The following is a 24,084-nucleotide window of genomic DNA, read 5'->3' on the forward strand; positions in this document are numbered from 1 at the left end:
ATATACCTGAGGAATATAAGGTTTTAGTACCATCGCTTGATGAATAAAACGAAATTTGACAGACTCCTCCGCTGTCTGTATTTACATTAATTAATTACTCTGCTAGTAAATGAGGTTTTGAACTCAGCACAGTTCAAAACCTACAGTCCAAACCGGATTATTTTTATCACAATGACCGATCTCCCACCGTCAATCTCATTGATTTCTTTTTCTTAGTATTCATTCTTGGTAAAATCACCTGCCATTCTATAAATACTAATATCCATAAAAATGGTAAGAAATATTCAAGATCTGTATAGAATAGAAGGTATAGAAAATAAATTACTAGATGTTCAAAAAAAGTAGTTTCATTTTCATAAAACAAAATAGGAGAAAATTAATGAAAAAAATACTTTTGCTTATCGCTATCGTGTTAATACTAGCTGGATGTTCATCTAAGCATACTCCTGATCCAAATGAAAAAATAGAAAGTCCTGAATTTAAATCTTATAATGGTGACCAATTAAGAATTGGACTTATTGGAGAACCCCCAACAATTAAAGAAAAAAATTTAATAAAATTTACTTCTTTAGAATTAAATCAATTAGATTCTTCCAAGTATGATGCAATTTTTATTATGAAAGAGTATTTAGAACAAGCTGCTGAAGATAAGTATGCCAACGTATATAGAAGTACTTCTATTCCATTTTTCTTTATCCAATCTAAAAAATCATTCATCCCATTTATCACAAAAGAAATATCGTATAGAGATGCTGATGAATTTAAAGATACAAACGTATGCCACAGGATTTTTAACAACAAAATAAAGAAGAATATCAATCTTGGGGGTATGGTCTTTATAACGATACAGTCAGTGAAATTAACATAAAAGATGTATATTCACGTATTTTCAGTACCATTGAGTCAATAAAAAATGGAAAAGAAAAATAGTTTCTAATATGGAATGCTTCATAGGGAACAGGAGTGATACTGATGTATCCTAACAAACAAGATAAAAATCAAAAGCTAAGATCCGTCCGAGCTTTATATAGAAAAAACATAAATAAAACAAGAACTGATGATGAAGAGACTAAAGTATGGAAAGTACTTATTAGTATTTGTGTTTTGGCCGTTTTTTTCATTTGTGTCATTGATGTAGTGTTTGATATCGGTGTACCACTTCCTCCATTGTTTGGGATATAAAAAGCACCAATGAATTAATTAAGAAAGCCTGAATCAGATTAATTTAGTCGATTCAAACCTAGAATGTTGAAAATTACCTCGAATAAAAGTCATGGATGATTTCGCTATCTTTTTGGTTAAAGAATTCATCCACTTCTTCTTGCGTTAGCACTTTTCGAACCGTAAAAGGGATTTGCTTCTTTTTAATCGTTCTATCTATTTTCTTCATCGAAGAAAGGTTTCCTTCCAAAACTCCTTCCCACATATCGATTTTCTTTCCATCTTTAAAATGGAGGATATACCTACCATTAAAATGACGTTTGTGGGGAATCTTCGTAGTCGTGGTAATGGAATAGTCGATAACAACTCCTTGCACATCCTCTTCCCAGGAATACTCCGTTTCCTTCAAACTCCAGAACGACTCAAACTGAATCTTTTCCTCACTTATCACGAGGGCATGCGTCACTCCTAAATAAAGAAAGGGTAAAGAAATAAGAAGCGGTATCCCTGCTAATGTCATAATAAATTGAGTTCCCTTCTTAAATGACTGAAAGGATTTTTCATGCATTGCTTGTTTAATAGTATAATAAATCCCCCAAGTTGTGATTCCATATAAAACTGCACTTATGAAAAATACCCAATAAGAACTAGCGGTCGTTCCGTAAAAAAGGACATCTGCCGTATAGTTTATCTGTCTATTTATCCAATAGAAAAGAAAGAACCATAATGAAGCAAACAGGATTAACAGTAAAGAAAAACGCCACCACTTCCCCTTCTCAGATGCATCCTTTGCTGCCACAATTACTCCCCCATTCGGTCGATTATGATTACTAAACTATATCATAATAATGGTAAAAACAACCATATTAGAATTACCTATTATATGAAAAATCATAAGGAGGATGGGGGAATAGCAATTATTGAACATCACTGGATTGGTGTCCAAAGTGGAATATAAGACCGGTATTAAACCGAACGCAAATATTGGAGGTTGAGGGCTTTAACTCCTAATTTAATTCTATCTAAAAAAAACCCAAGTTCAACCATTATCATATATGATACAATCAAAATATATCCAATTACCTTAATTCCCCTTATAAAAAAGGAGATTTCATTATGAAGGATTTTCTCTCTAGCTTTCTCCTTATTTCTAGTTGGCTCCTATTTGCTATAAGTACCTATCTATTATTTTGGGCAATACTAATACCGTTATGGGCCTTAATTCCTTTTGTTTAGTCTTAAGTCTAGGTATACTATTTTTTTATAGTTCAAAAAAACTAAATAATAATCAAAAAACTGAGTAATTTTTAACTCAAAGTATTAAATTAATATTCAACTAATGGGGACATTCTGAATAAGTTTTTAACATCATCATACATTACCCTTGTTAAAAAACAGGATAGTTGCATAAGGTGAACATGTCTTGTTGTCTTATTCTTTTAAAGAACCATTGTTTAAATGAGGATGAATTTGAGCTGCTTGAAGGAATAGTGCAATCTTATTTTCTAATTAATTTGTTTCTCTGTAGCGTTATGCAAAGGTCACTAATTGTCGGTCTTTTGAACGTATAAACCACACAAATCATACATTCAAATTCACGTAAAAAAACTCTTTAACAAAATAAGAAGTTTAAAGGGTAAAACTAAACTGTGGAGGAGAAATACAAGAAATTCAAGATTAATAATTAAGAGCTTGTTGGAAGGTCGGGAATTTATGAAGAAAAGATTAGTATTCGGAGGAATTATATTTCTGATAGCTTTGTTTCTAGAATCCACTAGCCTCTTAGATTACTTTATAAGTAATCGCATATTAAAAGCTGTAAGTATGGGGATCATAGCAGGCATAGTTTATTTTATTTTTAATAGACAAATGAAGAATAGTAAAAAAATAGTTAATATGAACAGCCCTGATTAATAATACCCGGCATGAGGACAGGTTACTAGATCAGGTATTATTATAACTCAAAGAAAGAAGACTGCTGTTTGGAAGCCTTTTAGTTGTTCTAGGTATACACTGGTCGTCGTTCAACGACCTAGTATGTTACGCAATATGTTTATTCCGCTTCATAGCTATCCACACAATTGAATAAACTATGACACTTGAAATCAGTATGATTAATAAGTTATTCAAAAAATTTGATTTCCCAAAGATGGTCGTAAGTAAACGATCAAAACTAGGAATTGCTAACCAGTTAAAAGCACCAGAGACAAAAAATATCCAAGCGAAAAAGCCTAATAAAAGAACTATAAAACTTTTCTTTTCCATTTTTTAACCTCCCTCTGCTTATACCTATTCGTTGAAAAAAGTAAATTTCCTTATTCCACAAACACTTCTTAACACCTACGGTAATTTTATTTAAAAAATGAATTTTCTCCTAAAAATATGATTAAACAGAGCAATATCAAACCTAAAAAATTTGAGATATTATCTTTTTTATTTGGTTTTCTAAACAAGTACATGGATAAGAATATCAAAAAAGACCATTAAGTATAACCAGATTTGTTGATCAGCTATTGAAAAGATCCCTATAGGCACACCTACAGCAAGCAATAAATAGATTGCTTCACTTTTCGATTGAATTTTACTAAAGATGAGCATAACCCCCTTGAATCCATATATTTTGTTAAGCCTATAAACATTATTGGAAGTCATACTTTCACAGAGTACTTTGAGATTCAAAGTCTAGCTATGAATGAGGATAAAAACGAATTTGAAGTAGTAAAACTTAATGAAGAATATTATGAAGCGAAAAGATGAGGCATACATTCAACATCTATTAAAAATCTTAAACGTAATGTTTAAGAAATAAGGATTTAATAATTAACTTGTCTAATCTTTGACTATACTTTAGTGTTTCCTGATGACTTAGGCCCTTCTCGATACCCGTTTTTACAAGTTTCAGTCTCAGTCTATTTATCTTAAAATCTAATGGTATATGTAATTTCATAAAATCATTGGATTTATAATTATTGTCTATTAAATGGCCAATTTCTTGATAAATATGCTGAATCGTAATCTTGTTACGCATATCCTGCTCCTTCCTAAGTCAATAAGGATTAATAGATATTGTACCATATATTTTTCCAATATTGTAAAAATAAATAAAGATTTTTAGACTTAACATCAACGTGAAAACGTTAAAGAAACCCTAAATAAAGAGTAGCATATTTTAATAGCCTACTCTAAAACTTCAAATCATATTAAATTCGTGTACTTAGACCTGCAGGTAGGATTAGCTCGTTTAGTGTCGATAGTTTATCCCAGTACAAGCTCAAACTTTTTATTCGTATAATCAATCACCATGCCGCCGTCCTTTGCAATATCACTGCCAAAAACACCATCTAGCTTAAAAAAAGCAGCAAGATCTGTCAACATCTCCCTCACCTTAAGTAAGTGGATGGATTGATTCTCATTCAAATAAATAACTAAGCTTTCTATTCTGTCTAGTTCGCGTTCGTTTACATCACCGATGCCTCCAGAAAGAATCATACTTTTCTCTTGTTTAAGATTCTCGATTTTCGAAAGAAGAGGTTGTCCATAATGAGTCTTATTTGCACCAGTGTCTAAACCGAAATACAAGGGAACTTGATTTTTTCCTTTCACGCTTATAATTGGATACCCACAGAAGAAAAGGTTGTTCTGCCCTTCTTCTTTTCGTTTCGGTTTCTGAATTACGATATGTTTTCTTCCATAGTCGATTTCCAGAAAAACATGTTGTATGATATCCCATCCAATGATTCCATCTATCTTCATTATTTCTTCCGTTTTAGGATTTTGAATCATCAATAAATCATCCGCTAATACCAACGTAGGTTGGTTTAGAATCGTCAGGTCCTGTATGACAATTGAATTAATGATGGCCAAATCGGTACTGAAATGTTGGTTTGATGAATTACCAACCTCCAATACTTCATCTTTCAAAATAGTAATGTCACACTCTTTCGCTAAAGCATTGGAGATAACTGTCATCCCTGCTCCAGTATCTAACCAAAAGCATATCTTATTCCCATTAATCATGACATCTATCGTTGGAGAACCCGAACTACTCAGCTTCATCGGAATACACACTGAATCGTTTAAGAAGGAAAATGTGGTTTGTTCAGACTGACTACACGCTTTCGCAATGAACCGATTGGTTTGATCAACGTTTGGATCATCTAGAAGACCGAGCGCCTCTAATTGTTTCCAATCGGATTTCGTAAAATATAGTTCAAATAAAATTTTTGCACAGCTGCTTTGTAAGGATAAATTATGAGACTCACCATACAAATTCTTTAACCCTTCAATAGCTAAATATTCCTTACCTTCTGTAATTAGCTTTAAAGCAGAAACAAACGCTTTTTGCTCCTCCTTCATTTCTAACAGTGAAAAATTAAACTTTACCAATTGTTCTATACCTTTCACATGATCCCCTCCAACAAATACAATCCGATTACATAGTTACTATTTTCTATATTCTTCTATCAATCCCTTCTTAAATAACTACTCAACAGTTAATTCAAGTAACCGAACCTGCAATTTTAATAATCGCAGCAATCTTTTCTGGATCAATCGAATGAGAAAAACTAGCATTAAAACGCGCACCTGAACCAATATGGATTTCATTTACGCTGACTTTGGCTAAAAATTGTGCTGCATTATCTACTGTAAGGCCGGAACCAGCCATTATTTTTAGATGGGAACCTTCGCTTTCTTTTACCAATTGCTGCAATCTTGTAGTCGCCGTAATGGCCTTTTCGTCCCCTCCAGATGTTAGTACCCTTGAGACTTCTGGATATGTTTGAAGAATTCTTAGCGCCTTAATCTGATCTTTCACTTCATCAAACGCACGATGAAAGGTAATATCTAATCCTTCTGCTGCCTCGATTAATTGGCCTAACGCTGTTTCATCAATTTCATTTTGTTCAGTAAGGATGCCAAATACCACTCCAGTTGCCCCTAACTCCCTACAAACTTTGATATCATTTATCATGATTTCCAGCTCTTCAGATGTATAACAAAAACTCCGGCTATGCGGCCGAATCATCACATTGACGGGAATACGCAGGGAACACACAGCTTTAATCAATCCGTAGCTCGGAGTTATGCCTCCCTCTAACGCACCTGAAATCAGTTCAATTCGACTAGCCCCCGCTTCTTCTGCGATTCTTGCATCATTCACTGAATCTGCAATTACTTCAATAATCATGTATGTAGTACCGCCTCTCATTTTTGAAAACATTTCTTCTCATATTGTATCTTAGTGTCTAATTAGTTTCATCACACAACATACTTACCATTAAAAATGAATAGACTTAATATGGAAAATTATTCATGGTATAGTATCTACTATAAGGATATATTTGAACACAAAGGATGAACGAAATGATTCATAAAATGGGGTTATACAGTGAACATTTTCAATCTATCAAAGAAGGAAAAAAGAAAGTTGAAGTTCGTCTGAATGATGAAAAAAGAAGGAAAATTAAAGTTGGCGATACCATTGAATTTATTAAGGTTCCTGAACAGGATGGCACGCTCCTAGTTCAAGTTGCCGGACTTAAGAAATACGATACGTTTAAAGCGATGTATGAAGACATTCCTTTTAAAGATTTTGATTGTGAAGGATGGACAATGGAAGAAATGCTCTATGGAACATATGAAATATACAGTTCTGAACAAGAAAAACACTGGGGAGCTTTAGCCTTAACGATCCACTATTCTTAAACGAAGAATTTCTTCTTATCATTCTAGGAAAAAAGGTGATATCAAATGAAGCAATTCCCTATTAATCCATCAACCTTACGAATCAATATCCATCGACTTCAATCAAACATTGAAGAGCTAGGAAGCATCGGGCGAAACGAAACAAACGGGCTGGACCGAATTACATTTAACGAATTTGATTTAGAAGCTCGAGAGTGGTTTAAGCATCAATTAACATCCTTACAGCTTCCCTTTAAGGTTGACGCTGCGGCAAATATTTGGACGACCCTTGGAACAAATTCATTATTAGCCCCAATCACGATGGGTTCTCATCTCGATACGGTTCCAAACGGCGGAAAATATGATGGGGCGCTCGGCGTTCTTATCGGGTTAGAAATTTTGACAACACTAATTGAATCGAACATAGAAACTACCCACCCTATCAGCTTGGTGTCCTTCTCTGCTGAAGAGCCCAATCCCTTTAATCTCTCTACGTTTGGCAGCCGAGTCGTAACCGGAAGACTCAAAAAACAAGATATTGAATATGTACAAACCTCTTCTGGTATTCCATTGCAGACAGCACTAGCTTCAGTGGGAGGGTCTATTGAACGGATTGAAACGGCACAAGTTTCCCCTCAGGCTATCGCCGCTTTTCTTGAAGTGCATATCGAGCAAGGTAAACGACTAATAAACAAGGGCATTCCAATTGGGATTGTCACGGCAATAACCGGAATATACCGGGAAGAAATCACCTTCATCGGAGATGCCAATCATGCTGGAACGACGCTTATGACAGAAAGAAATGATGCACTAGTGGCAGCATCAAAATTCGTCGTCGCTTTTGAAGAAATCCTTCGCCTCGATCGAGCAGATGAAGTGGTTGGTACAATTGGGCAATTCGTGATTTCACCTGGGGCATCAAACATCATTCCAAGTGAGGTGAAATTACTCATGGAAGTACGTGGTGATACGAAAGAAAGAATTCGTAAGACGGTTGCTCAACTAGATCAGACCCTTCGTGAATTATTTGAACATCAGCCAATCAAAATCCATCGAAAAATTATTTTAGATCAAGCACCTGCACAAATGGATCAAGACGTGATTAACACTTTCGTCTATTCCGTTCCCCCAGATGAAACGTATCTGCTCTTAGGCAGCATGGCAGGACATGACACTGCTCACCTCTCCTCAATCACAAAAGCTGGGATGCTTTTTGTACCAAGTATTGACGGCAAAAGTCATTGTCCTGAAGAAAACAGCACGATTGAAGACATTGAAAAAGTTGCGAACGTCTTACTTCAAGCTATTTTAAAACTTGATCACGACCTATAAAAAAAGGGGGAGCTCCTATGCATTCCTTATATATCGCTGACTATATTTATCATAACGATGCATTCCAAAAAGAATTGGGCTTGCTTGTGACAGATGGTTTGATTACAAAAGTGGCTCCTAAAGAAGAACTTGTCTCTCTCTATCCCCAAGCTTCTATTGAAGATTGGGCTGGAAAAGCGATTGTACCAGGCACTGTAAATGCACATAACCATTCCTTTCAAAGTCTTTTACGCGGGATTGCCGTAGACAAACCTTTCTTAGAATGGCGTGATCAAGCTCTATACAAATACACCCCTTTATTAGATGAGGAAGCGATATACACGGGTGCGCTCTTTGCCTTTGGGGAAATGGTGAAATACGGAGTAACTACGGTTAGTGATTTCTTCTACGTACATAACGGCGGCACAGCGAACGATGAAGCCGTTATTCGTGCGGCAAAAGATGTGGGGATCCGTTTTGTCATGGCACGTACGATGTATGACTGGGCTGGTGCTCCTCAAAGTTACGTAGAAAGAATTGATGATGCCGTAGCCCGTACGAGACAGCTTGCCATCAAGTACCAAGGAGATTCTATGGTCGATATTCATCCTGCCCCGCATAGTCCTCACGCAGCCTCACCAGAAATGATTCAAGCTGGTCATAAATTAGCAAATGAACTCGGGACTCCCTTCCATATTCATGTTGCTGAAGAAATGTTTGAAGTAAATGAAATACTAGCAACCTATAAAAAGCGACCTGTTCATTATCTTGATTCACTAGGTGTCCTGGATAATAGCATGATTGCTATTCACTTAGTATGGATTGACGAATCAGAGGTTACCTTGCTTGGTCAACGTGGTTCGGGTCTCGCCTACTGTCCATCTAGTAATATGTTTTTATCGGACGGTGTTACCCCCATCCCCGCATTAGCTGGTGCAGGAGTTCCTATTGCCCTTGGCTCTGACGGTGCATGCAGTAATAACCGAATTAGTATTTTTGAAGAAATGCGGATGTGCTCATTACTTCAAAAAGTAACCTCACTTGACGGTACATGCATCAATGCCAAACAAGTCTTCGACATGGGGACCAAAACAGGCGCTCATTTACTTCGTCTGAATACAGGTGAACTAAAAGAAGGATTAGCTGCGGATTTTGTCTCATTAAATCTAGATGATTTATCCCTTTCTCCAACCAATGAACTGTTTGCGAATCTCATCTATTCGATGCAGCCAAGCGCCATTTCTGAAGTCGTGGTAGACGGCAAGCTCATCTTGAAGAATTCACAACTGGTGAACATACCCGAAAAGAAAATAGTCACAGAGGTAAATAATTTATTTTCTAAATGGAAAAAGAATGATTTTTAACACACTATAAAAAGCCTGCCCATCATTTATACAGGCTGATGGGCAGGCTTCACTTTTACATGAGCTTTGTTAGGGGCGTAACATACACCTCAGTTTTTACATTTTTCGTAGGTTTAATCTCATCAAATCCCCTAAACTTAGCATTTTTAATGATGACCGAACTATTCGGATTTGAATTGCTTTCATCAGCAATGAAATTGAATTTAGAAATATCAGCAATTCTAAGGGTAGTATCCTCGATCTTCACTTTCTTTAATTGTGGATAATCCCCAGTTACTCCTGCTGCGTAGGCCATAATTCTCGTATTTGATGTTACTACTTGATTAGTAAACTCTCCATCAATAAATTCAACCTCGTAAGACCGCGGTGCTACAATACCGTTAGACGATATATTATCTCCAATCGTCACTAATACCCCTTTTTTATAGTCTTTCGTAAAAATAACTTTAGAATCCTCGAAGATTACTTTTTGTACAATGCCTTCTATCGACTTATCATTTACGTATACTCCCCCTACATCGATTTGAGTATCTTGCAATAAGCATTTCTCAAACGTTAAACTGCTGTTAAGGGTTTTATCGCTAACTGGTACCCTTATAGTACAATTGTAAAATTCACACTCTTTAAATTCAGTGTCGTTATTAATATTCACACTATTAAACGCGATGTTTCTGAAGATATTGTTTTTCATTATTGAATCAGAATCTTTCTTCTTACTAGCAAAGAAACGATAGTAATTATTTCCTCCGAAATTTTCAAAGATGTTGCCTTCACAAACTTTACAATTTATCGATGACTGGATGTATTCATTCCACGTTTCACCCGATAAAGCTTTAACTGAATTCCCTTTAAATTCAATATTCCCTACCACTGTTATAGAATCTACATTAAACGTATTATTTGATACTTTCACAAACGTATTGGCATGACCTACTGCATTAAATCCACAAACTTTCGTATTCACAATATTATCGGTAAAGTGAATGGTTCTCCGCTGATATTCCATAGAAGGCATTAATCCAAATCCATTACAATCATCAAAGGTATTTCCTTTTATAACTGTGCTTGAATTGTTATAGATTATTGGTCCATTTAAACCTTGAAATAAGCAATTCTCAATTCTAACATTGTACACACCAGCCAAAACACTGTGAAATCCAGAGAAGAAATGACAATCAATGATGTTAAGAAAATTACAATAACTATCTTCGAAGTTTATTTGATATCTAGTCGTGTCAGGGAAAACAGGGACGCCTATACTAGAGTCCATCCCGTTGTGATAAATTTTACTTTTTTCAATTGTAGTGAAGTCTGCCCCACCACTTATACCTCCTCTGTGATTATCATGTATCTCACAATTTTTAATGGTAACGAACTGCGTTTGAGGCATGGTAATTGAATAATTTATCGTAAGATCCGCCAATCCTGGAGTTTCATTTAGCAATTGAACAGCCATCGTAAAAGCATTGTAAGGCACCATTGTATTTTGTAAATAGATTGCTTTTTTTCGGCCGACAATCTTTCCTGCCTCATCAAAAAACAAGTATTCAAACCACGTGTTTTTGATGTTTGGAATACGGGTATACCCACCGCCTGTACGCATTTGTATTTCTTTATGCACCCCTCTAATCAGTTTAAATTTTGCTGAAACATAAGCACCATCTCTTGCTATTGTTGTTCCTGTATCATCCACATATCCTGGCAGCATCTTTGGAGATTGAATGATGTTAGATGACAGAGTGCTCAGTGGGTAGGAACCCATTGTTATTCCATCACCCATGAACATGGATACATCTAAGTTTTCAAATGAACAGAATTTAGAACCCCTATCTAAGTAAATTCCATATGTCTGTTCCGTTCCATATTCTGAATTAAAGCCTCTACCGCCGTCTGAGAAGCTTCTGTTTGGTATATCTCCGATTATTTTTCCATTAATGACATGGGAATGGATGCAGTTTGTTAATTCAATTAATTTTCCCGCTAGTTTCCATGCCGGTGTTGTTGCTGGTGATTTATCGTAAGGATTTTTATTGATTGAATCAAACATAACCTCAAATTGAGAACCATTCAAATCAAGCGTCTGATAGTCAAAAAGCTTAATAGGCGTATTCTGCATTGCATAGGCTTCAGCCCCACCATTTATGTTTGTATAGCAAAATGAATAGATACCCGTCGGAACAACAATTTTTCCCCGTCCGTTATCTTTTGCATATTTTAATGCGTTATTAAATCCTAATAAGTTGTTATAAGCGATTGCCCATTGCCCGGTAGTGTACGGCGGTTTGCCCATCGAACCTTGTGTTATCCCCCACTTACTTAACTCGATGAAATAGTCTGATCCAGAAGTTCCCCCGTTACTCGAACCAGCAGGACCAGCGGGACCTTGGTCTCCCTTGTCACCTTTTAAACCTTGTGGACCCATGTCCCCTTTCGGACCAGTGCCTCCCGTTGCTCCAGTTGTACCAACAGAACCTGGATCTCCTTTGTCTCCCTTTAGCCCCTGAGGACCGACAGCCCCTGTAACTCCTTTTGTACCAGCAGGGCCTGGATCTCCCTTGTCTCCATTTATACCTTGTGGACCCGCGTCCCCTTTCGGACCGGCAGCTCCCGTTGCTCCAGTTACCCCAGTTGCTCCTTTTGTACCAACAGGACCTAGATCTCCCTTGTCCCCTTTTATGCCTTGAGGACCCGCGTCCCCTTTTGGACCGGCAGCTCCTATTGCTCCGGCTATTCCAGTTACTCCTTTGGCCCCAGCAGGACCTGCTTCACCTTTCGGGCCGGCAGCTCCTATTGCCCCGACTGAACCTGTTGCTCCTTTTTCACCAGGAGCTCCTGAATCTCCCTTGTCCCCTTTTACACCTTGTGGACCTGGATCTCCTTTGTCACCCTTATCTCCTTTGATCCCGGAATCTGTTGACAATTTCTTTATAGCCGCCTCTAACGCTTCTATAGCCTCACGGGCTTGGACATCTTTCATATCAAACAACACTTCTGCATTATCATCATCGACATTAATCGAAATTTTGACCATTCTTTTATCCCCCTATACTTGGTGATATTCTGGGTGCTTGGCCCATTTATGCGTTCTCAGAGGGTTACTAAGTGAGCAGCAGGACTCTGTTCTTATTGAGTCCACAGACACATAAAAGGATTCTACTTATTAGTATATGAACATGTATTACATGTGTTCTGGTTACTCTTACAATTCCACTCCATAAAAAAAACAGCACCATTCAGCGCTGTTTAAAAGGAATAAAGAAAACCCCCGTCACTTATTAAGACGGAGGTATATATCAGAATTATTTAAAGGTCAACTCAGCGATTTCTGTACCTGTTGTTACTTCCGTTACCGCTGATGGAATTACTTCGGCAATTTTTTCATCAAAGTTAGGGAATACGAGGACGGTGATGACTTCTTTGCCTTTTTCTTTGATATAGGAGAGATCGAATGTACCAATCGGGTCGTTTGCTTTTAGCACATCACCCGCTTTTACATTGATGGAAAAGCCTTCTCCTTTTAATTCAACCGTATCAAGACCTAGATGTAATAGCGCTTCAAGTCCGTTTTCTGCTTCTATTCCAATCGCATGCTGCGTTGGGAATACCTGTGTTACCTTGCCGTTAATTGGGGAAACAATTTCTCCATTTACTGGATTGAAAGCAAATCCATCACCCATCATTTTCTGTGAAAAAACTGGATCTGGTACATTTCCTAATGGAATGACCTCCCCATTCAATGGACTATAAACCGTTATTTTCTTTTCTTTTTTTGATTTTTTGAAAAACATGCTGTTGTCCTCCTCTATTCTCTATTTCCTTCTTGCAAAATCGACAAATCGGAATTTGTCCGGACGATGGCGTGATTCTGTGTATTGAAACATGCTGGCATCGTCTAGGTAAACATAGTTTTTAACCACGACGATATTGTGGAATCCCTCAAGATCCAAACAACGCCGATCTTCTTCCGTCGGAATTTCAATGGTAATTTCTTTTTTGGCGAACGAAATGGCTAGTCCAAGTTCTCCTTCGAGGTACTCGTAGATGGAGTTTTCACAGATTTCATTCGTCAGCTCTGGGACATATGTTGCTGACAGGATGTCCTTATCAAGGATAATCCGCTCTCCATCAATTTCACGTACTCTACTCACGGTCCAGACTAAATCATCTTTTTCTAATTTCATTTTTTCTTTACTATCACGGGAGGGTTCTCCCTTTTCTAATTCTACCACCCAGGTACGGATACGTTTACCCATTTTAGATGAAAGTTCTTTGAAGCTGACAAGTCCAGAGATGGGGAAATCAAGCTTGGTGACATCAAGGACAATGGAGCCCTTCCCCTGCACCTTATGAATGTACCCCTCTTCCGCAAGAATTTTCAGTGCTTTTCGAACCGTTTCTCGTGAAGCTGCATACATGTCTGCTAATTCATTTTCTGAAGGAAGTAGTGACCCAGCTGTTAATTGCCCGTCATTGATCTGTCCTGCAATATCTTCAGAAATTTGTGTAAATTTATTTTTCACCAGTTATCACCAATCTCATCATATCATTTTTTGAAATGATAGACATAGGATTGATATGGTCCAATGTCGATTTTTTTTGTTAGTTGAGGCGTATCTTCTACATTTGAAAGCAATAGTTCATGTTGATAATCGTTGAGCAGCTCTTCTTGAAGTGTCAGCTCCGCCGCTTCCTCATAAAAATTATTAATCACAAGCAGGACTTCATCTTCTAAGACTCGTTCATAAACAAATAGTTGGGGGTGATTCCCTTCTAACAAACGATACACACCGTCAGTTATAATCGCGTATTCTTTGCGCATCGCTATCAATTTTTGATAATGATAAAAGATCGACGTTTCATCATTCAACGCTGATTCTGCATTTATTTCTGTATTAGCTGCAAGTGGAATCCATGGGGTTCCCGACGTAAAACCGGCTTGAGCGTCTTGATTCCACTGCACCGGTGTTCGTGAATTATCCCGCGATTTTTCTTGAAGGATTCTCATTATGTCTTTCTCTGACTTCCCTGCCTCTTTCATCAGGTGATATTGGTTAATTGTTTCTACGTCACGATACTGATCAATACTCGTAAACCTAGGATTGGTCATCCCGAATTCTTCCCCTTGATAGATATAGGGTGTTCCCTGCATTAAATGAATGGTTGTGGCGAGCATTTTTGCTGATTGTTTATGATAGATGCCGTCATTGCCATAACGGGAGACAATCCGAGGTTGATCATGGTTGCACCAGAAAAGCGCATTCCATCCTCCGCCCCGTTGCATCTCTGTCTGCCATGTGGAGAGAATCTTTTTTAAAGCTAAAAAGTCAAAGTCCCCCAATGCCCACTTTTCTCCATTCGGATAATCGACCTTTAGGTGGTGAAAGTTAAATGTCATGCTCAATTCGTTTCTTTCTGGTTGGGTGTACTGAATACAGTTTTCGATCGTTGTAGAAGACATTTCCCCGACCGTCATTCCATCATAATGAGACAAAACTTCTTGATTCATTTCTTGCAGGTACTCATGAACACGAGGGCCGTCTGTATAAAATTTACGACCGTCTCCCGGCAGTAAAGATCCATCATCGTCGATAAATCGTTGGTCTTTTGAAATTAAATTCACTACATCTAATCTGAAGCCATCAATGCCTATCTCAAACCAAAAATGCATCATCTGGTAAATATCTTGACGCAGTTTGGGATTTTCCCAATTCAAATCAGCTTGTGTTTCGTCAAATAAATGCAGATAATACTGCCCAGTTCGTTCATCGAATTTCCATGCTGATCCGCCAAATTTAGAGAGCCAATTCGTCGGTGCATCTTTCCAAATATAGTAATCGCGATAAGGGTTGTCATTTGAAGATGCTGCTTCTTTAAACCAATTGTGTTCTGTAGAGGTGTGGTTAACTACTAGATCCATAATGACTTTGATCTCTTTTTGATGCGCTTCTTCCAGGAGCTGCTGAAAGTCTTCCATACTCCCGTATTCTTCATAAATAGAATAATAGTCACTAATGTCGTAGCCATTATCCCGCTGTGGTGATTGATAGATGGGTGTCAACCAAATTACGTCCACACCGAGTTTTTTGAGGTAATCGAGTTTTTCAATAATTCCTTGTAAATCACCCATACCGTTTCCAGTACTATCGTTAAAACTCTTTGGATAAATTTGATAAACAACGGATTTTTTCCACCAAGGCTGCTGCATGATTGATACCTGCCTCTCTAAGAAGTAGAGAGAAAGGGTTGCCCCTCTCTCTCGGTTAAGCGGCTTCTGTTTTTGATTTTTTGAATGACATTTTGCCGATTTTTGTTTTGGCAAAGACGATGGTTAGAATGAATGGAATCACAATGGCTACCACCATTGCTAGTGCAAACACGACTAAGTAGCTGGACTGAATCGAAAGAATACCCGGTATCCCGCCGACCCCAATGGAATTTGCCATGACGCCGCTTCCTACGGAAATGACGGCTGCGACTAATGAGCCAATCATGGCTGCTAAGAACGGATAGCCATATTTTAAGTTAATCCCAAACATAGCGGGTTCGGTTACCCCTAGGTAGCAGGAAATCGCTGCCGGAATCGAAACCTGTTTTTCTTCTTCATCTTTGCGGTTAATATAAATCATCGCCATTACAGCAGAACCTTGAGCAATATTGGATAAAGCAATCATTGGCCAAAGGTTGGTGCCGCCGAGCTCACTCATTAGCTGCAAATCGATTGCATTGGTCATATGATGCAAGCCGGTGATGACAAGCGGCGCATAGACAAATCCGAAGATGGCTGCAAACAGCCAGCCAAATGCTGACGTTAATCCTGAATACACGATGTCAGACACCCACGATCCTGCCATCCAACCAATAGGCCCTAGAACCACATGGGCAAGTAAAACGGTTGGAACTAAGGAAAGAAAGGGAACAACGATCATTGAAACGGAATTAGGAACGACTTTACGTAATTTGAGTTCAAGGAAGGAGAAGACAAGACCAGCAAGAATCGCAGGAATGACCTGAGCTTGGTAGCCGATCATATCCACTGTGGCAAACCCGAAATCCCAGAAAGGAATTTCTTCAGTACCTGCGACAGCATAAGCATTTAATAACTGCGGAGATACAAGGGTAATCCCCAGAATAATCCCCAGAATTTGTGAAGCCCCCATCTTTCTCGCAACCGCCCATGTAATACCGACCGGGAGGAAGTGGAAGATGGCTTCGCCAATTAACCAAAGAAACGCATGGACTCCAGACCAGAACTGTGAGACATCAACGAGTGTCTTGGTTCCATCTTCTAACAACTTAATGTCACCAATAACATTTCTAAATCCGAGAATTAATCCCCCAACGACAAGTGCAGGAATAAGTGGTGTAAAGATATCCGCTAAATGGGCAATAATTTTTTGTAATAAATTCATATTTTGCTTGGCAGCAATTTTAGCATCCTCTTTGGATGTATCGCTTACACCTGCCATTTTAATAAACTCATTGTAAAAGGACGATACCTCATTGCCAATGATGACCTGGAACTGTCCCCCTTGGGTAAACGTTCCTTTAACTAGCTTGATTCTTTCAATTTGTTCAACATCTGCTTTCGCTGGATCCTTTAAAACAAACCGCATTCTCGTCGCACAATGAGTCACCACTGAAATATTTTCACTTCCACCGATTGCCTCCAAGAGTTCTTTTGCTGGTTCTTGGTACTTACTCATTCCTTTCCCCCCTTAACGTTAATATTAGTTTGAACATTGTTGTACAACTTGTATATACAAATATTTGATCGCGCTTTCATTTTATCTTGTATATACAAATTAGTCAACGGTAATTTTCAGAAAACTTTTATTACATACAAATAAGCAGGAGCCGATGGCCCCTGCTTATTTGTGTTTATCTATTTTTCCTCTTCCCACCTTTTGAAAGCTGCTTCCACTTTTTCTGTTCTGCAAGTTTTTCCTGTATGTTCGTTTTTCGCTCAATATAGGCAAGTTCTTTTTGCAATTTGAAATAGCTCTTCAGCCGGGCTTCCTCTAAAGAACCATCTTCCACAGCTTGGTTTACCGCACAACGTGGTTCTTTCACATGTGTACAATCACGGTAATAACACTGTTCCGCCAAGAGGGCGATATCTTGAAATCCTGATGACACGCTTTCTGACTGATCCCATAGCTGTAATTCACGCATTCCCGGCGTATCAATTAAACACCCTCCAGATGGAAGCACCACTAATTCACGATGAGTGGTTGTGTGTCGTCCTTTTGCATCATCTTCACGTATATCGGATACTTTCATCCTCTCACTTTCACAGATGGCATTAATCAGCGTTGACTTTCCTGCTCCTGATGAGCCAAGAAGTGCACCAGTTACCCCTTCCGAAAGCAAGGCTTTCACATCCTCAATTCCTTCACCTGTATATGCACTCACGATATGAACGTCTACACCCAATACACTGTTCTCGAGCTGACCTACATAACCCAGAACGTCACTGCATAAATCTGCTTTGGTTAAAATGACGACAGGCGTGGCCCCAGAGTCCCAGGCTGCCACAAGATACCGTTCCATCCGGCGGACGTTAAAATCGGCATTTAAGCTCATGACCAGAAAGAGTAGATCCACGTTTGAAGCCACAATCTGCTCGGCAATTTGTTCGCCTGCAACTTTTCGTGAAAACTTTGAAAAACGAGGAAATAATTCATGAATAATGGCTCGTTCTTCTCCAGGCATTTTTTCGACCAGGACCCAATCTCCTACCGCAGGATAATCCTCACGCGTTTGGGAGTCATAGGCATATTTACCAGCGACCGTCGCCAGCCATTCACCATCTTCAGAAATCACACGGTAAGAATGTTTATGTTCAAGGGTGACCCGCGCAGGTATACACTTACTATATTTTGGTTGTTCATTAAATTTCACTAAGTTTGCTGCATATCCTTCTTTAAAGCCTAATGTTTGTAAATTCAATTTGAAATCCTCCTGTTTTATGCAAATTAAAAAACCTTATAACATGCCCGATTCGGCAGTCATAAGGTTTCCATGCACGTTCAAGAAGGTATACGTCAGTGCGTATACAAAGGGCATGTGAAATTAGACTTACCGAATCGGTTTTGATCAATCATATAAACAATCGTATAAGTCGTCATAACACATCACCCTCCTTCCAATTAGTACTTTAACTTTACCAATATAATCATAAATTGTCAAATGTTTTTTATCCTCGCTTCGGCTGCTCTCTTACTTGTTCGGCAGCTTCTAGGACTTCCTGTAAGGATTTTCCCATGCTTGATTCAACTGCGGCCACGTATCCACCTTCGATTAGGGGAGCATCAGCAATCAAGATATTGTCTCGACCGGAGAGTTCCAAAGCCATTTCAGCATTCATAAGCGCACTGCCTAGATCGAATAGAATCAGGACACCCTTGTCTGAATAAACGGTTTCGATTGCTTGGATAATTTTCTCGAGATTCGTGCCAATTTCTCCATCATCTGTACCTCCGGCTGCTTCGATCGATACATTTTGAATCGCCTGCGTCGTCAATTCTTTTAACCCTAACGCAATCTGTTCACTGTGGGAAACAAACACAATACCAACATTACTCATACTGTAACCCCTTCCTTTTCAATGACTTCAGAAAGTGACTGTAAAAGATAGAAACTCGAAGCTGAGCCAGGATCAATATGACCAATGGACCGTTCTTTTAAATAAGCAGCCCGTCCTTTTTCCGCTTGCATGTCTTTTGTCTGTTCCATCGCTTCTTTGGCCTGATTCGTAAAGGCTGCTGAATCAAAGGCTGTGTTTTCCTGTAAAAAACGGACAATTGGAGACCAGACATCGACTAAGGTTTTTTGGTTTTCTGCTGCATGTCCTCTCTGCAAGATGCCCGCTAACGCCTCCTCAAACGCTGTCGTTAGTTCAGCATAATTTATTTCTGCTTTCCCTTTCACACTCATCGACATCTTTAAGATTGCTGTGCCAAACAACGGGCCTGAAGCTCCACCTACTTTCGAAATCAGCGTCATAGCCCAGTCTTTTAACAAATCTGATGGGCTTTCATAATCTGACTCTGCCGTTTTTTTGATTGCTTCCTCAAAGCCGCGGGCCATATTGATTCCGTGATCGCCATCGCCTATTGCTTGGTCAAGCTCCGTTAAATACGTTTTATTTTCTTGAATTTTCTCATTGGTCTTTTGAAGCCATAGCTGGATATGTTTTGTTGTCAGTCCCACTCTTATCATCCTTTCCGTTATTACATCCGAAATGCTGTTGTATGTGCTGGAGCATCTAATAATTCTTTTAGTTCGTCATCTAGTTTTAACAGCGAAACCGAACAGCCTGCCATTTCAATCGCTGTCATATATTCACCGACAAACGTTTTATAGACCGTAATTCCTTTCTCCTCAAGAATGTCACTCACTTTTCCATTCAATATATATAATTCCATTAACGGTGTTGAACCGAGTCCATTAATCATGACGGCCACTTCATCACCAGATTTGTGTACACCATCCTGCAAAATTTTCGAGATAAGCTCTTCTGCAACTTCATCGGCTGTTTTCAGCAGCGTCCGTTCGATTCCCGGTTCTCCGTGAATGCCCATGCCAATTTCCATTTCATTTTCAGCCATTTCAAATCCCGGTTTGCCTGCTGCTGGGATCGTACAGGCTGACAAAGCCATTCCCATCGAGCGTACATTTCGGATTGCTTTTTCCGCACTAGCTTTTACCTCAGCTAACGGTGCTCCGGTTTCTGCTTTCGCACCGGCAATTTTATGTACAAAGACCGTTCCAGCAATTCCGCGTCTTCCTGTTGTATACGTGCTGTCTTCAACGGCTACATCATCATTTACGATTACTTTATCGACTGTAATCGTTTCCATTTCAGCTAGTTCCATTGCCATTTCAAAATTCATCACATCGCCAGAGTAATTCTTAATCACTAATAAGACGCCTGCTCCACTGTCAGCGGCTTTAATGCCTTCAAGCACTTGATCAGGGCCTGGCGAAGTAAAGACTGGACCACAAACGGCTGCATCCAGCATCCCTTTTCCTACAAAACCAGCATGTGATGGCTCATGCCCGCTGCCGCCTCCGCTGACAATTCCAACTTTTCCGGCAGTACGTTCAACACGTGTTAATACAGCCGTATCTGGAACATGCTTCAGTACATCATGATGCGCTGCCGCCATTCCTTTCATCATTTCTTCAACCACATTATTAGGATCGTTTATCAACTTCTTCATCATTACCCTCCGCCTTCGATTTTAATAGACTGATTTTTTATACTATTCCATTATAACAGTAGGTTAAACAAAAATAGAAATTATATAAACTGAGGCCGTCAACATCCGTTGACCGCCCCCTTTTTTTATTTTCCTCCGAACAAGTCAAACATTCCGCCAAGAACACTTCCCTCATCCTTAGAACTACCTGTTCCCCTAGGTGCTGCAGAAAACACACGGCTTGCGAGACGAGAAAACGGAAGGGATTGGATTAAGACATCCCCTGGTCCTTCAAGTGTCGCGAAGAATAAACCTTCGCCACCAAAGAGAGCCGTTTTAATTCCTTTCACCATCTCTACAGAATAATTAATACTTGGTGTAAACGCGACTAAACAGCCTGTATCAACACGCAGTTTTTCACCAGCTTTTAATTCTTTTTGTACAAGCGTACCACCTGCATGAATAAACGCCATCCCATCTCCTTCAAGCTTCTGCATAATAAACCCTTCACCGCCAAAGAAGCCGGCACCAAGCTTCCGCTGAAATTCAATGCCCACCTGGACACCTTTTGCCGCTGCCAAAAAGGCATCTTTTTGACAAATCATTTTCCCGCCTAGCTCTTGTAAATCAAGCGCAATTATTTTTCCAGGATAAGGTGCAGCGAAGGAAACTTGCTTCTTACCAGAACCCGTATTCGTGAAGGCTGTCATAAATAAGCTTTCCCCAGTGACCAAGCGCTTTCCTGCTCCAAAAAGTTTTCCCATTACACCTTCGTTGTTTTTCGAACCGTCACCAAAGATGGTTTCCATTTCAATCGAGTTATCCATCATCATCAAGCTGCCTGCTTCTGCAATAACTGTTTCCTGCGGATCCAGTTCAATCTCAACACATTGCATATCATCACCGTGAATGACAAAGTCTATTTCATGATTTCGCATACAGATCCTCCTTTAACTAGTAAAAAATGAAGTTCTCAAGCTAGCTGCTCCTTCATTTAGTGCTTCAAGCGCTTCAGGCACAAAGGAAATGAAATTTCCAAAACCATGAATCAAATCTTGATAATTTTTATAAAAAACCGGAACACCGTTGTCTTCAAGTTTTTCAGCATACGCTTTCCCAACATCACGCAGCGGGTCATATTGTGCAGTTAATATCGCAGCTGGCGGCAGTCCGCTCAAGTCTGGGTAAAGAATGGGTGAGACATATGGATTCAACATCTCTTCATCATGTGAAACATAATGTTTTCTAAACCATGTCATCATGTCTACTGTTAATAAATAGCCTTCAGCATTTTCACGGATAGAAGACGGTTCTTGATCATACCCAGTCGAAGGATAAAGGAGGAATTGATAGCAGATACTTGGTGTCTTTTTTTCCTTCGCGATAATACAAGTCACTGCCGCTAGATTCCCACCTGCACTGTCCCCGCCGACCGCAATTTGGTTACGGTCAATCGAAAATTCCTCTGCATGTGACGCAATATATTGGAGAGAATCATAGGCATCTTCTACAGCAGCCGGGAATTTGTGTTCAGGTGCAAGCCGATAGTCGACAGAAATAACCACACACTGAGCTGAATTGGCAAGTGATCGACAAATGCCATCGTGACTATCCAAGTTTCCGACCACCCAGCCGCCGCCATGATAAAAAACTAACGCAGGAAGCAGCTCCTCATTCGTCGGAGTATAAATTCGAACGGCAATGTCCCGTTCCTTTAGCGGTAGGATTCGGTCCTCTACCTTATGTACAGCTTCGCTCTCCTCGTCGACAGGTAAAGCGCCACTCTGAGACCGATACACCTCAGGCGTCATCTGGTCAATTGGCAGCTGCGGCATCTCTTTCAACTTGTCTAAGAAAAATTGAATTCTAGGATTCACAGTCATTCATTCACTCCTCTCTCCATAGCCATGCTTCACTCATTAACTTCGATTTATTGAAGGGAAAATCCTGCTTCATCTACTTAATCGAGCACCATAAAAGTGAAATAAATTTTCGATCATCCAGCAAGAGAAATGAGTCAGTAATCAACTCGGGTTGTTCAGTTAAGGGACCAACCCCTCCCTCACGTCTTTACGTCAAGGTATTTTAAACGTCTCAGTCCTCCTAGTGTGCAGAAAAGCGGAATTTTTGTGCAGAATAACCCATTTTCTGTGCAAAATCGGCCAATTCGTGTGCAATCCAGCCACTTTTCTGTGCAAAGGTTATTTTGTAAAAAAACCTTTAAAATATAGAGTGAGAAGAGAAGAACTATAAAATGTATAAAAATGACTGATATATTAATAGTTTTAGAGATTTTCGTATATATTTCATGGCTTCTCGCCCTTTCTGACGACATTCAAAAACCGGGTCCCTAAACCCTTGTCGTTCAACGATTTGAATGAACGATTTTTTAAGTTAAATTGAGAAAGCCAAGAAAATTAATGAAATCAAGGTTATGAAGAATGTATGATAATTAGTATAATCATACATTCAAATTGAAGAAAAAACTCTCTTGTTTTACTCTCTTGGCAGGTTAGTTGAATAAGGGTTAGAACTTGATATCTTTCAATTTAGCTAAAAATTCAGTTTGAAAGCCTGCTTCAAATACTACACACTGAATTATTTGAAGGTCTTCAGAAAAGGCAAACAAACCTTTTAAATCTATAAAAGATAGTGGGGTAAATTCAGGTGTAGATTTTATATCCCATGATTGAACTTCACCTATGCAAAGAAAATCATTAGAATTTCGATACTCATTTTCGGAAAAATAGTTTTCAAGAAAACCACTTGCTGAGGAATCAATGAAGTCAGTTTGAATCATCTTTCTCCCTTTTAAAACAGTCTGGTTATAATGAAAGGGAATTTTTAATGGAACAGGTTCCGAAATGATTGTAATTAGCCTAGTTGAATAATCAGTGAGAATGGATATAACACCTCTAAAAATGTTATGGTACTCCTCTATTTCCTCACACTTTATTTCGAAAATACTTATAGGTATTTCCTTTGTTTTAATACCGAAATTCACTTCTTCTTCATAGTCCTCGCTTATGTTTATAAATGAGATTTCCACTAGTTTCCCCCCTACGTTAGTGTCGAAACAGGTGTTATGTTAACTTAGCTAAAGAAAGGCTACTCATAACTGGGTAGTCTTTTTCTATTTTCAAAAGATTCTTATTGCAGCCAATTGGCGGCCTTATGAATGTCTGATTCTTACTATAATCATACATTCAAAATGAATACTTTTTAACTCCGTATTTCTAAAAGTCGAATCAAATAAAGGGTAAATGTGGTAAAATTACAAATAAAGGTAAAGTTTAAAAACGTGGAGATGAGTATATAGAAAAAATTAAAAAAACGACGGATTATTATAATATTAAGTG

The 24,084-nt window shown here is 38.8% G+C and carries 23 protein-coding genes; 5 read left to right on the top strand and 18 right to left on the bottom strand.

Going from position 1 to position 24,084, the window contains the following annotated elements; all coding sequences use genetic code 11:
- Positions 1-379: 379 nt before the first annotated feature.
- A complete protein-coding gene (locus tag WYK_RS15795) occupies positions 380-868 on the top strand; it encodes a lipoprotein (RefSeq protein WP_051387579.1) in 489 nt (162 codons plus the stop codon).
- A 104-nt stretch (positions 869-972) separates the two neighbouring features.
- Complete coding sequence (locus WYK_RS15800) at positions 973-1,182, top strand: hypothetical protein (protein WP_040375442.1); 210 nt, start codon at positions 973-975, stop codon at positions 1,180-1,182.
- A gap of 73 nt (positions 1,183-1,255) precedes the next feature.
- Here the strand turns inward: WYK_RS15800 and WYK_RS15805 are convergent, their stop codons facing one another.
- The 6 genes from WYK_RS15805 to WYK_RS15835 all read right to left on the bottom strand — a co-directional run bounded on the left by WYK_RS15805 (position 1,256) and on the right by WYK_RS15835 (position 6,349).
- The gene (locus tag WYK_RS15805; RefSeq protein WP_040375443.1) at positions 1,256-1,960 is read right to left on the bottom strand and encodes a hypothetical protein; all 705 of its coding nucleotides are present in this window, start codon (positions 1,958-1,960) and stop codon (positions 1,256-1,258) included.
- Between the two features lie 1,241 nt (positions 1,961-3,201).
- Positions 3,202-3,426 carry a hypothetical protein gene (locus tag WYK_RS15815; protein WP_040375445.1) on the bottom strand — a complete coding sequence of 75 codons (225 nt, stop codon included), beginning with the start codon at positions 3,424-3,426 and terminating at the stop codon, positions 3,202-3,204.
- 180 nt (positions 3,427-3,606) lie between these two features.
- Positions 3,607-3,759: a hypothetical protein gene (locus tag WYK_RS25745; RefSeq protein ID WP_235782531.1), complete on the bottom strand. Its 153-nt coding sequence runs from the start codon at positions 3,757-3,759 to the stop codon at positions 3,607-3,609.
- 187 nt (positions 3,760-3,946) lie between these two features.
- A complete protein-coding gene (locus WYK_RS15825; RefSeq protein ID WP_040375446.1) occupies positions 3,947-4,189 on the bottom strand; it encodes an aspartyl-phosphate phosphatase Spo0E family protein in 243 nt (80 codons plus the stop codon).
- Positions 4,190-4,416: 227 nt separating this feature from the next.
- Positions 4,417-5,565 carry a retropepsin-like aspartic protease gene (locus tag WYK_RS15830; protein WP_040375447.1) on the bottom strand — a complete coding sequence of 383 codons (1,149 nt, stop codon included), beginning with the start codon at positions 5,563-5,565 and terminating at the stop codon, positions 4,417-4,419.
- 94 nt (positions 5,566-5,659) lie between these two features.
- Positions 5,660-6,349 carry a copper homeostasis protein CutC gene (locus WYK_RS15835; RefSeq protein WP_040375448.1) on the bottom strand — a complete coding sequence of 230 codons (690 nt, stop codon included), beginning with the start codon at positions 6,347-6,349 and terminating at the stop codon, positions 5,660-5,662.
- Positions 6,350-6,525: 176 nt separating this feature from the next.
- Between WYK_RS15835 and WYK_RS15840 the strand changes: the two genes are divergently transcribed.
- From WYK_RS15840 to WYK_RS15850, 3 genes are read left to right on the top strand one after another with little or no spacing between them, the layout of a single operon-like run.
- A complete protein-coding gene (locus WYK_RS15840; RefSeq protein WP_040375449.1) occupies positions 6,526-6,867 on the top strand; it encodes an ASCH domain-containing protein in 342 nt (113 codons plus the stop codon).
- A 45-nt stretch (positions 6,868-6,912) separates the two neighbouring features.
- Complete coding sequence (locus WYK_RS15845) at positions 6,913-8,178, top strand: M20 family metallo-hydrolase (RefSeq protein ID WP_040375450.1); 1,266 nt, start codon at positions 6,913-6,915, stop codon at positions 8,176-8,178.
- Between the two features lie 17 nt (positions 8,179-8,195).
- Positions 8,196-9,521 (top strand): amidohydrolase family protein, encoded by a 1,326-nt coding sequence (locus tag WYK_RS15850; protein ID WP_040375451.1) that lies wholly within the window; start codon positions 8,196-8,198, stop codon positions 9,519-9,521.
- A 55-nt stretch (positions 9,522-9,576) separates the two neighbouring features.
- Here WYK_RS15850 and WYK_RS23400 read toward each other — a convergent pair whose 3' ends face one another.
- The 12 genes from WYK_RS23400 to WYK_RS15910 all read right to left on the bottom strand — a co-directional run bounded on the left by WYK_RS23400 (position 9,577) and on the right by WYK_RS15910 (position 23,774).
- Positions 9,577-12,552: a collagen-like protein gene (locus WYK_RS23400; protein ID WP_051387582.1), complete on the bottom strand. Its 2,976-nt coding sequence runs from the start codon at positions 12,550-12,552 to the stop codon at positions 9,577-9,579.
- Positions 12,553-12,820: 268 nt separating this feature from the next.
- A complete protein-coding gene (locus tag WYK_RS15860) occupies positions 12,821-13,309 on the bottom strand; it encodes a PTS sugar transporter subunit IIA (protein WP_040375452.1) in 489 nt (162 codons plus the stop codon).
- Between the two features lie 21 nt (positions 13,310-13,330).
- Positions 13,331-14,041 (bottom strand): trehalose operon repressor, encoded by a 711-nt coding sequence (gene treR / locus WYK_RS15865; protein WP_040375453.1) that lies wholly within the window; start codon positions 14,039-14,041, stop codon positions 13,331-13,333.
- Positions 14,042-14,064: 23 nt separating this feature from the next.
- Complete coding sequence (gene treC, locus WYK_RS15870; protein ID WP_040375454.1) at positions 14,065-15,726, bottom strand: alpha,alpha-phosphotrehalase; 1,662 nt, start codon at positions 15,724-15,726, stop codon at positions 14,065-14,067.
- A gap of 55 nt (positions 15,727-15,781) precedes the next feature.
- Positions 15,782-17,224, bottom strand: a complete 1,443-nt coding sequence (treP, locus tag WYK_RS15875; RefSeq protein ID WP_040375455.1) for a PTS system trehalose-specific EIIBC component — start codon at positions 17,222-17,224, stop codon at positions 15,782-15,784.
- A gap of 175 nt (positions 17,225-17,399) precedes the next feature.
- On the bottom strand, positions 17,400-18,470 hold the full coding sequence (gene rsgA / locus WYK_RS15880; protein WP_040375456.1) for a ribosome small subunit-dependent GTPase A: 1,071 nt from the start codon (positions 18,468-18,470) through the stop codon (positions 17,400-17,402).
- Between the two features lie 247 nt (positions 18,471-18,717).
- A complete protein-coding gene (gene dhaM, locus WYK_RS15885) occupies positions 18,718-19,107 on the bottom strand; it encodes a dihydroxyacetone kinase phosphoryl donor subunit DhaM (RefSeq protein WP_040375457.1) in 390 nt (129 codons plus the stop codon).
- Positions 19,104-19,733 (bottom strand): dihydroxyacetone kinase subunit DhaL, encoded by a 630-nt coding sequence (gene dhaL, locus WYK_RS15890; RefSeq protein WP_235782532.1) that lies wholly within the window; start codon positions 19,731-19,733, stop codon positions 19,104-19,106. The genes dhaM and dhaL overlap by 4 nt, the downstream gene beginning before the upstream one ends.
- A gap of 20 nt (positions 19,734-19,753) precedes the next feature.
- Positions 19,754-20,746, bottom strand: a complete 993-nt coding sequence (dhaK, locus tag WYK_RS15895) for a dihydroxyacetone kinase subunit DhaK (protein ID WP_040375459.1) — start codon at positions 20,744-20,746, stop codon at positions 19,754-19,756.
- A gap of 125 nt (positions 20,747-20,871) precedes the next feature.
- On the bottom strand, positions 20,872-21,663 hold the full coding sequence (locus WYK_RS15900; RefSeq protein WP_040375460.1) for a TIGR00266 family protein: 792 nt from the start codon (positions 21,661-21,663) through the stop codon (positions 20,872-20,874).
- Between the two features lie 12 nt (positions 21,664-21,675).
- Positions 21,676-22,608, bottom strand: coding sequence for an alpha/beta hydrolase (locus WYK_RS15905; RefSeq protein WP_040375461.1), 933 nt, complete (start codon positions 22,606-22,608; stop codon positions 21,676-21,678).
- A 644-nt stretch (positions 22,609-23,252) separates the two neighbouring features.
- Positions 23,253-23,774 (bottom strand): hypothetical protein, encoded by a 522-nt coding sequence (locus WYK_RS15910; RefSeq protein ID WP_040375462.1) that lies wholly within the window; start codon positions 23,772-23,774, stop codon positions 23,253-23,255.
- Between the last annotated feature and the right edge of the window lie 310 nt (positions 23,775-24,084).

This window comes from Peribacillus psychrosaccharolyticus ATCC 23296 (assembly GCF_000305495.1).
Classification (GTDB): Bacteria; Bacillota; Bacilli; order Bacillales; family DSM-1321; genus Peribacillus; species Peribacillus psychrosaccharolyticus.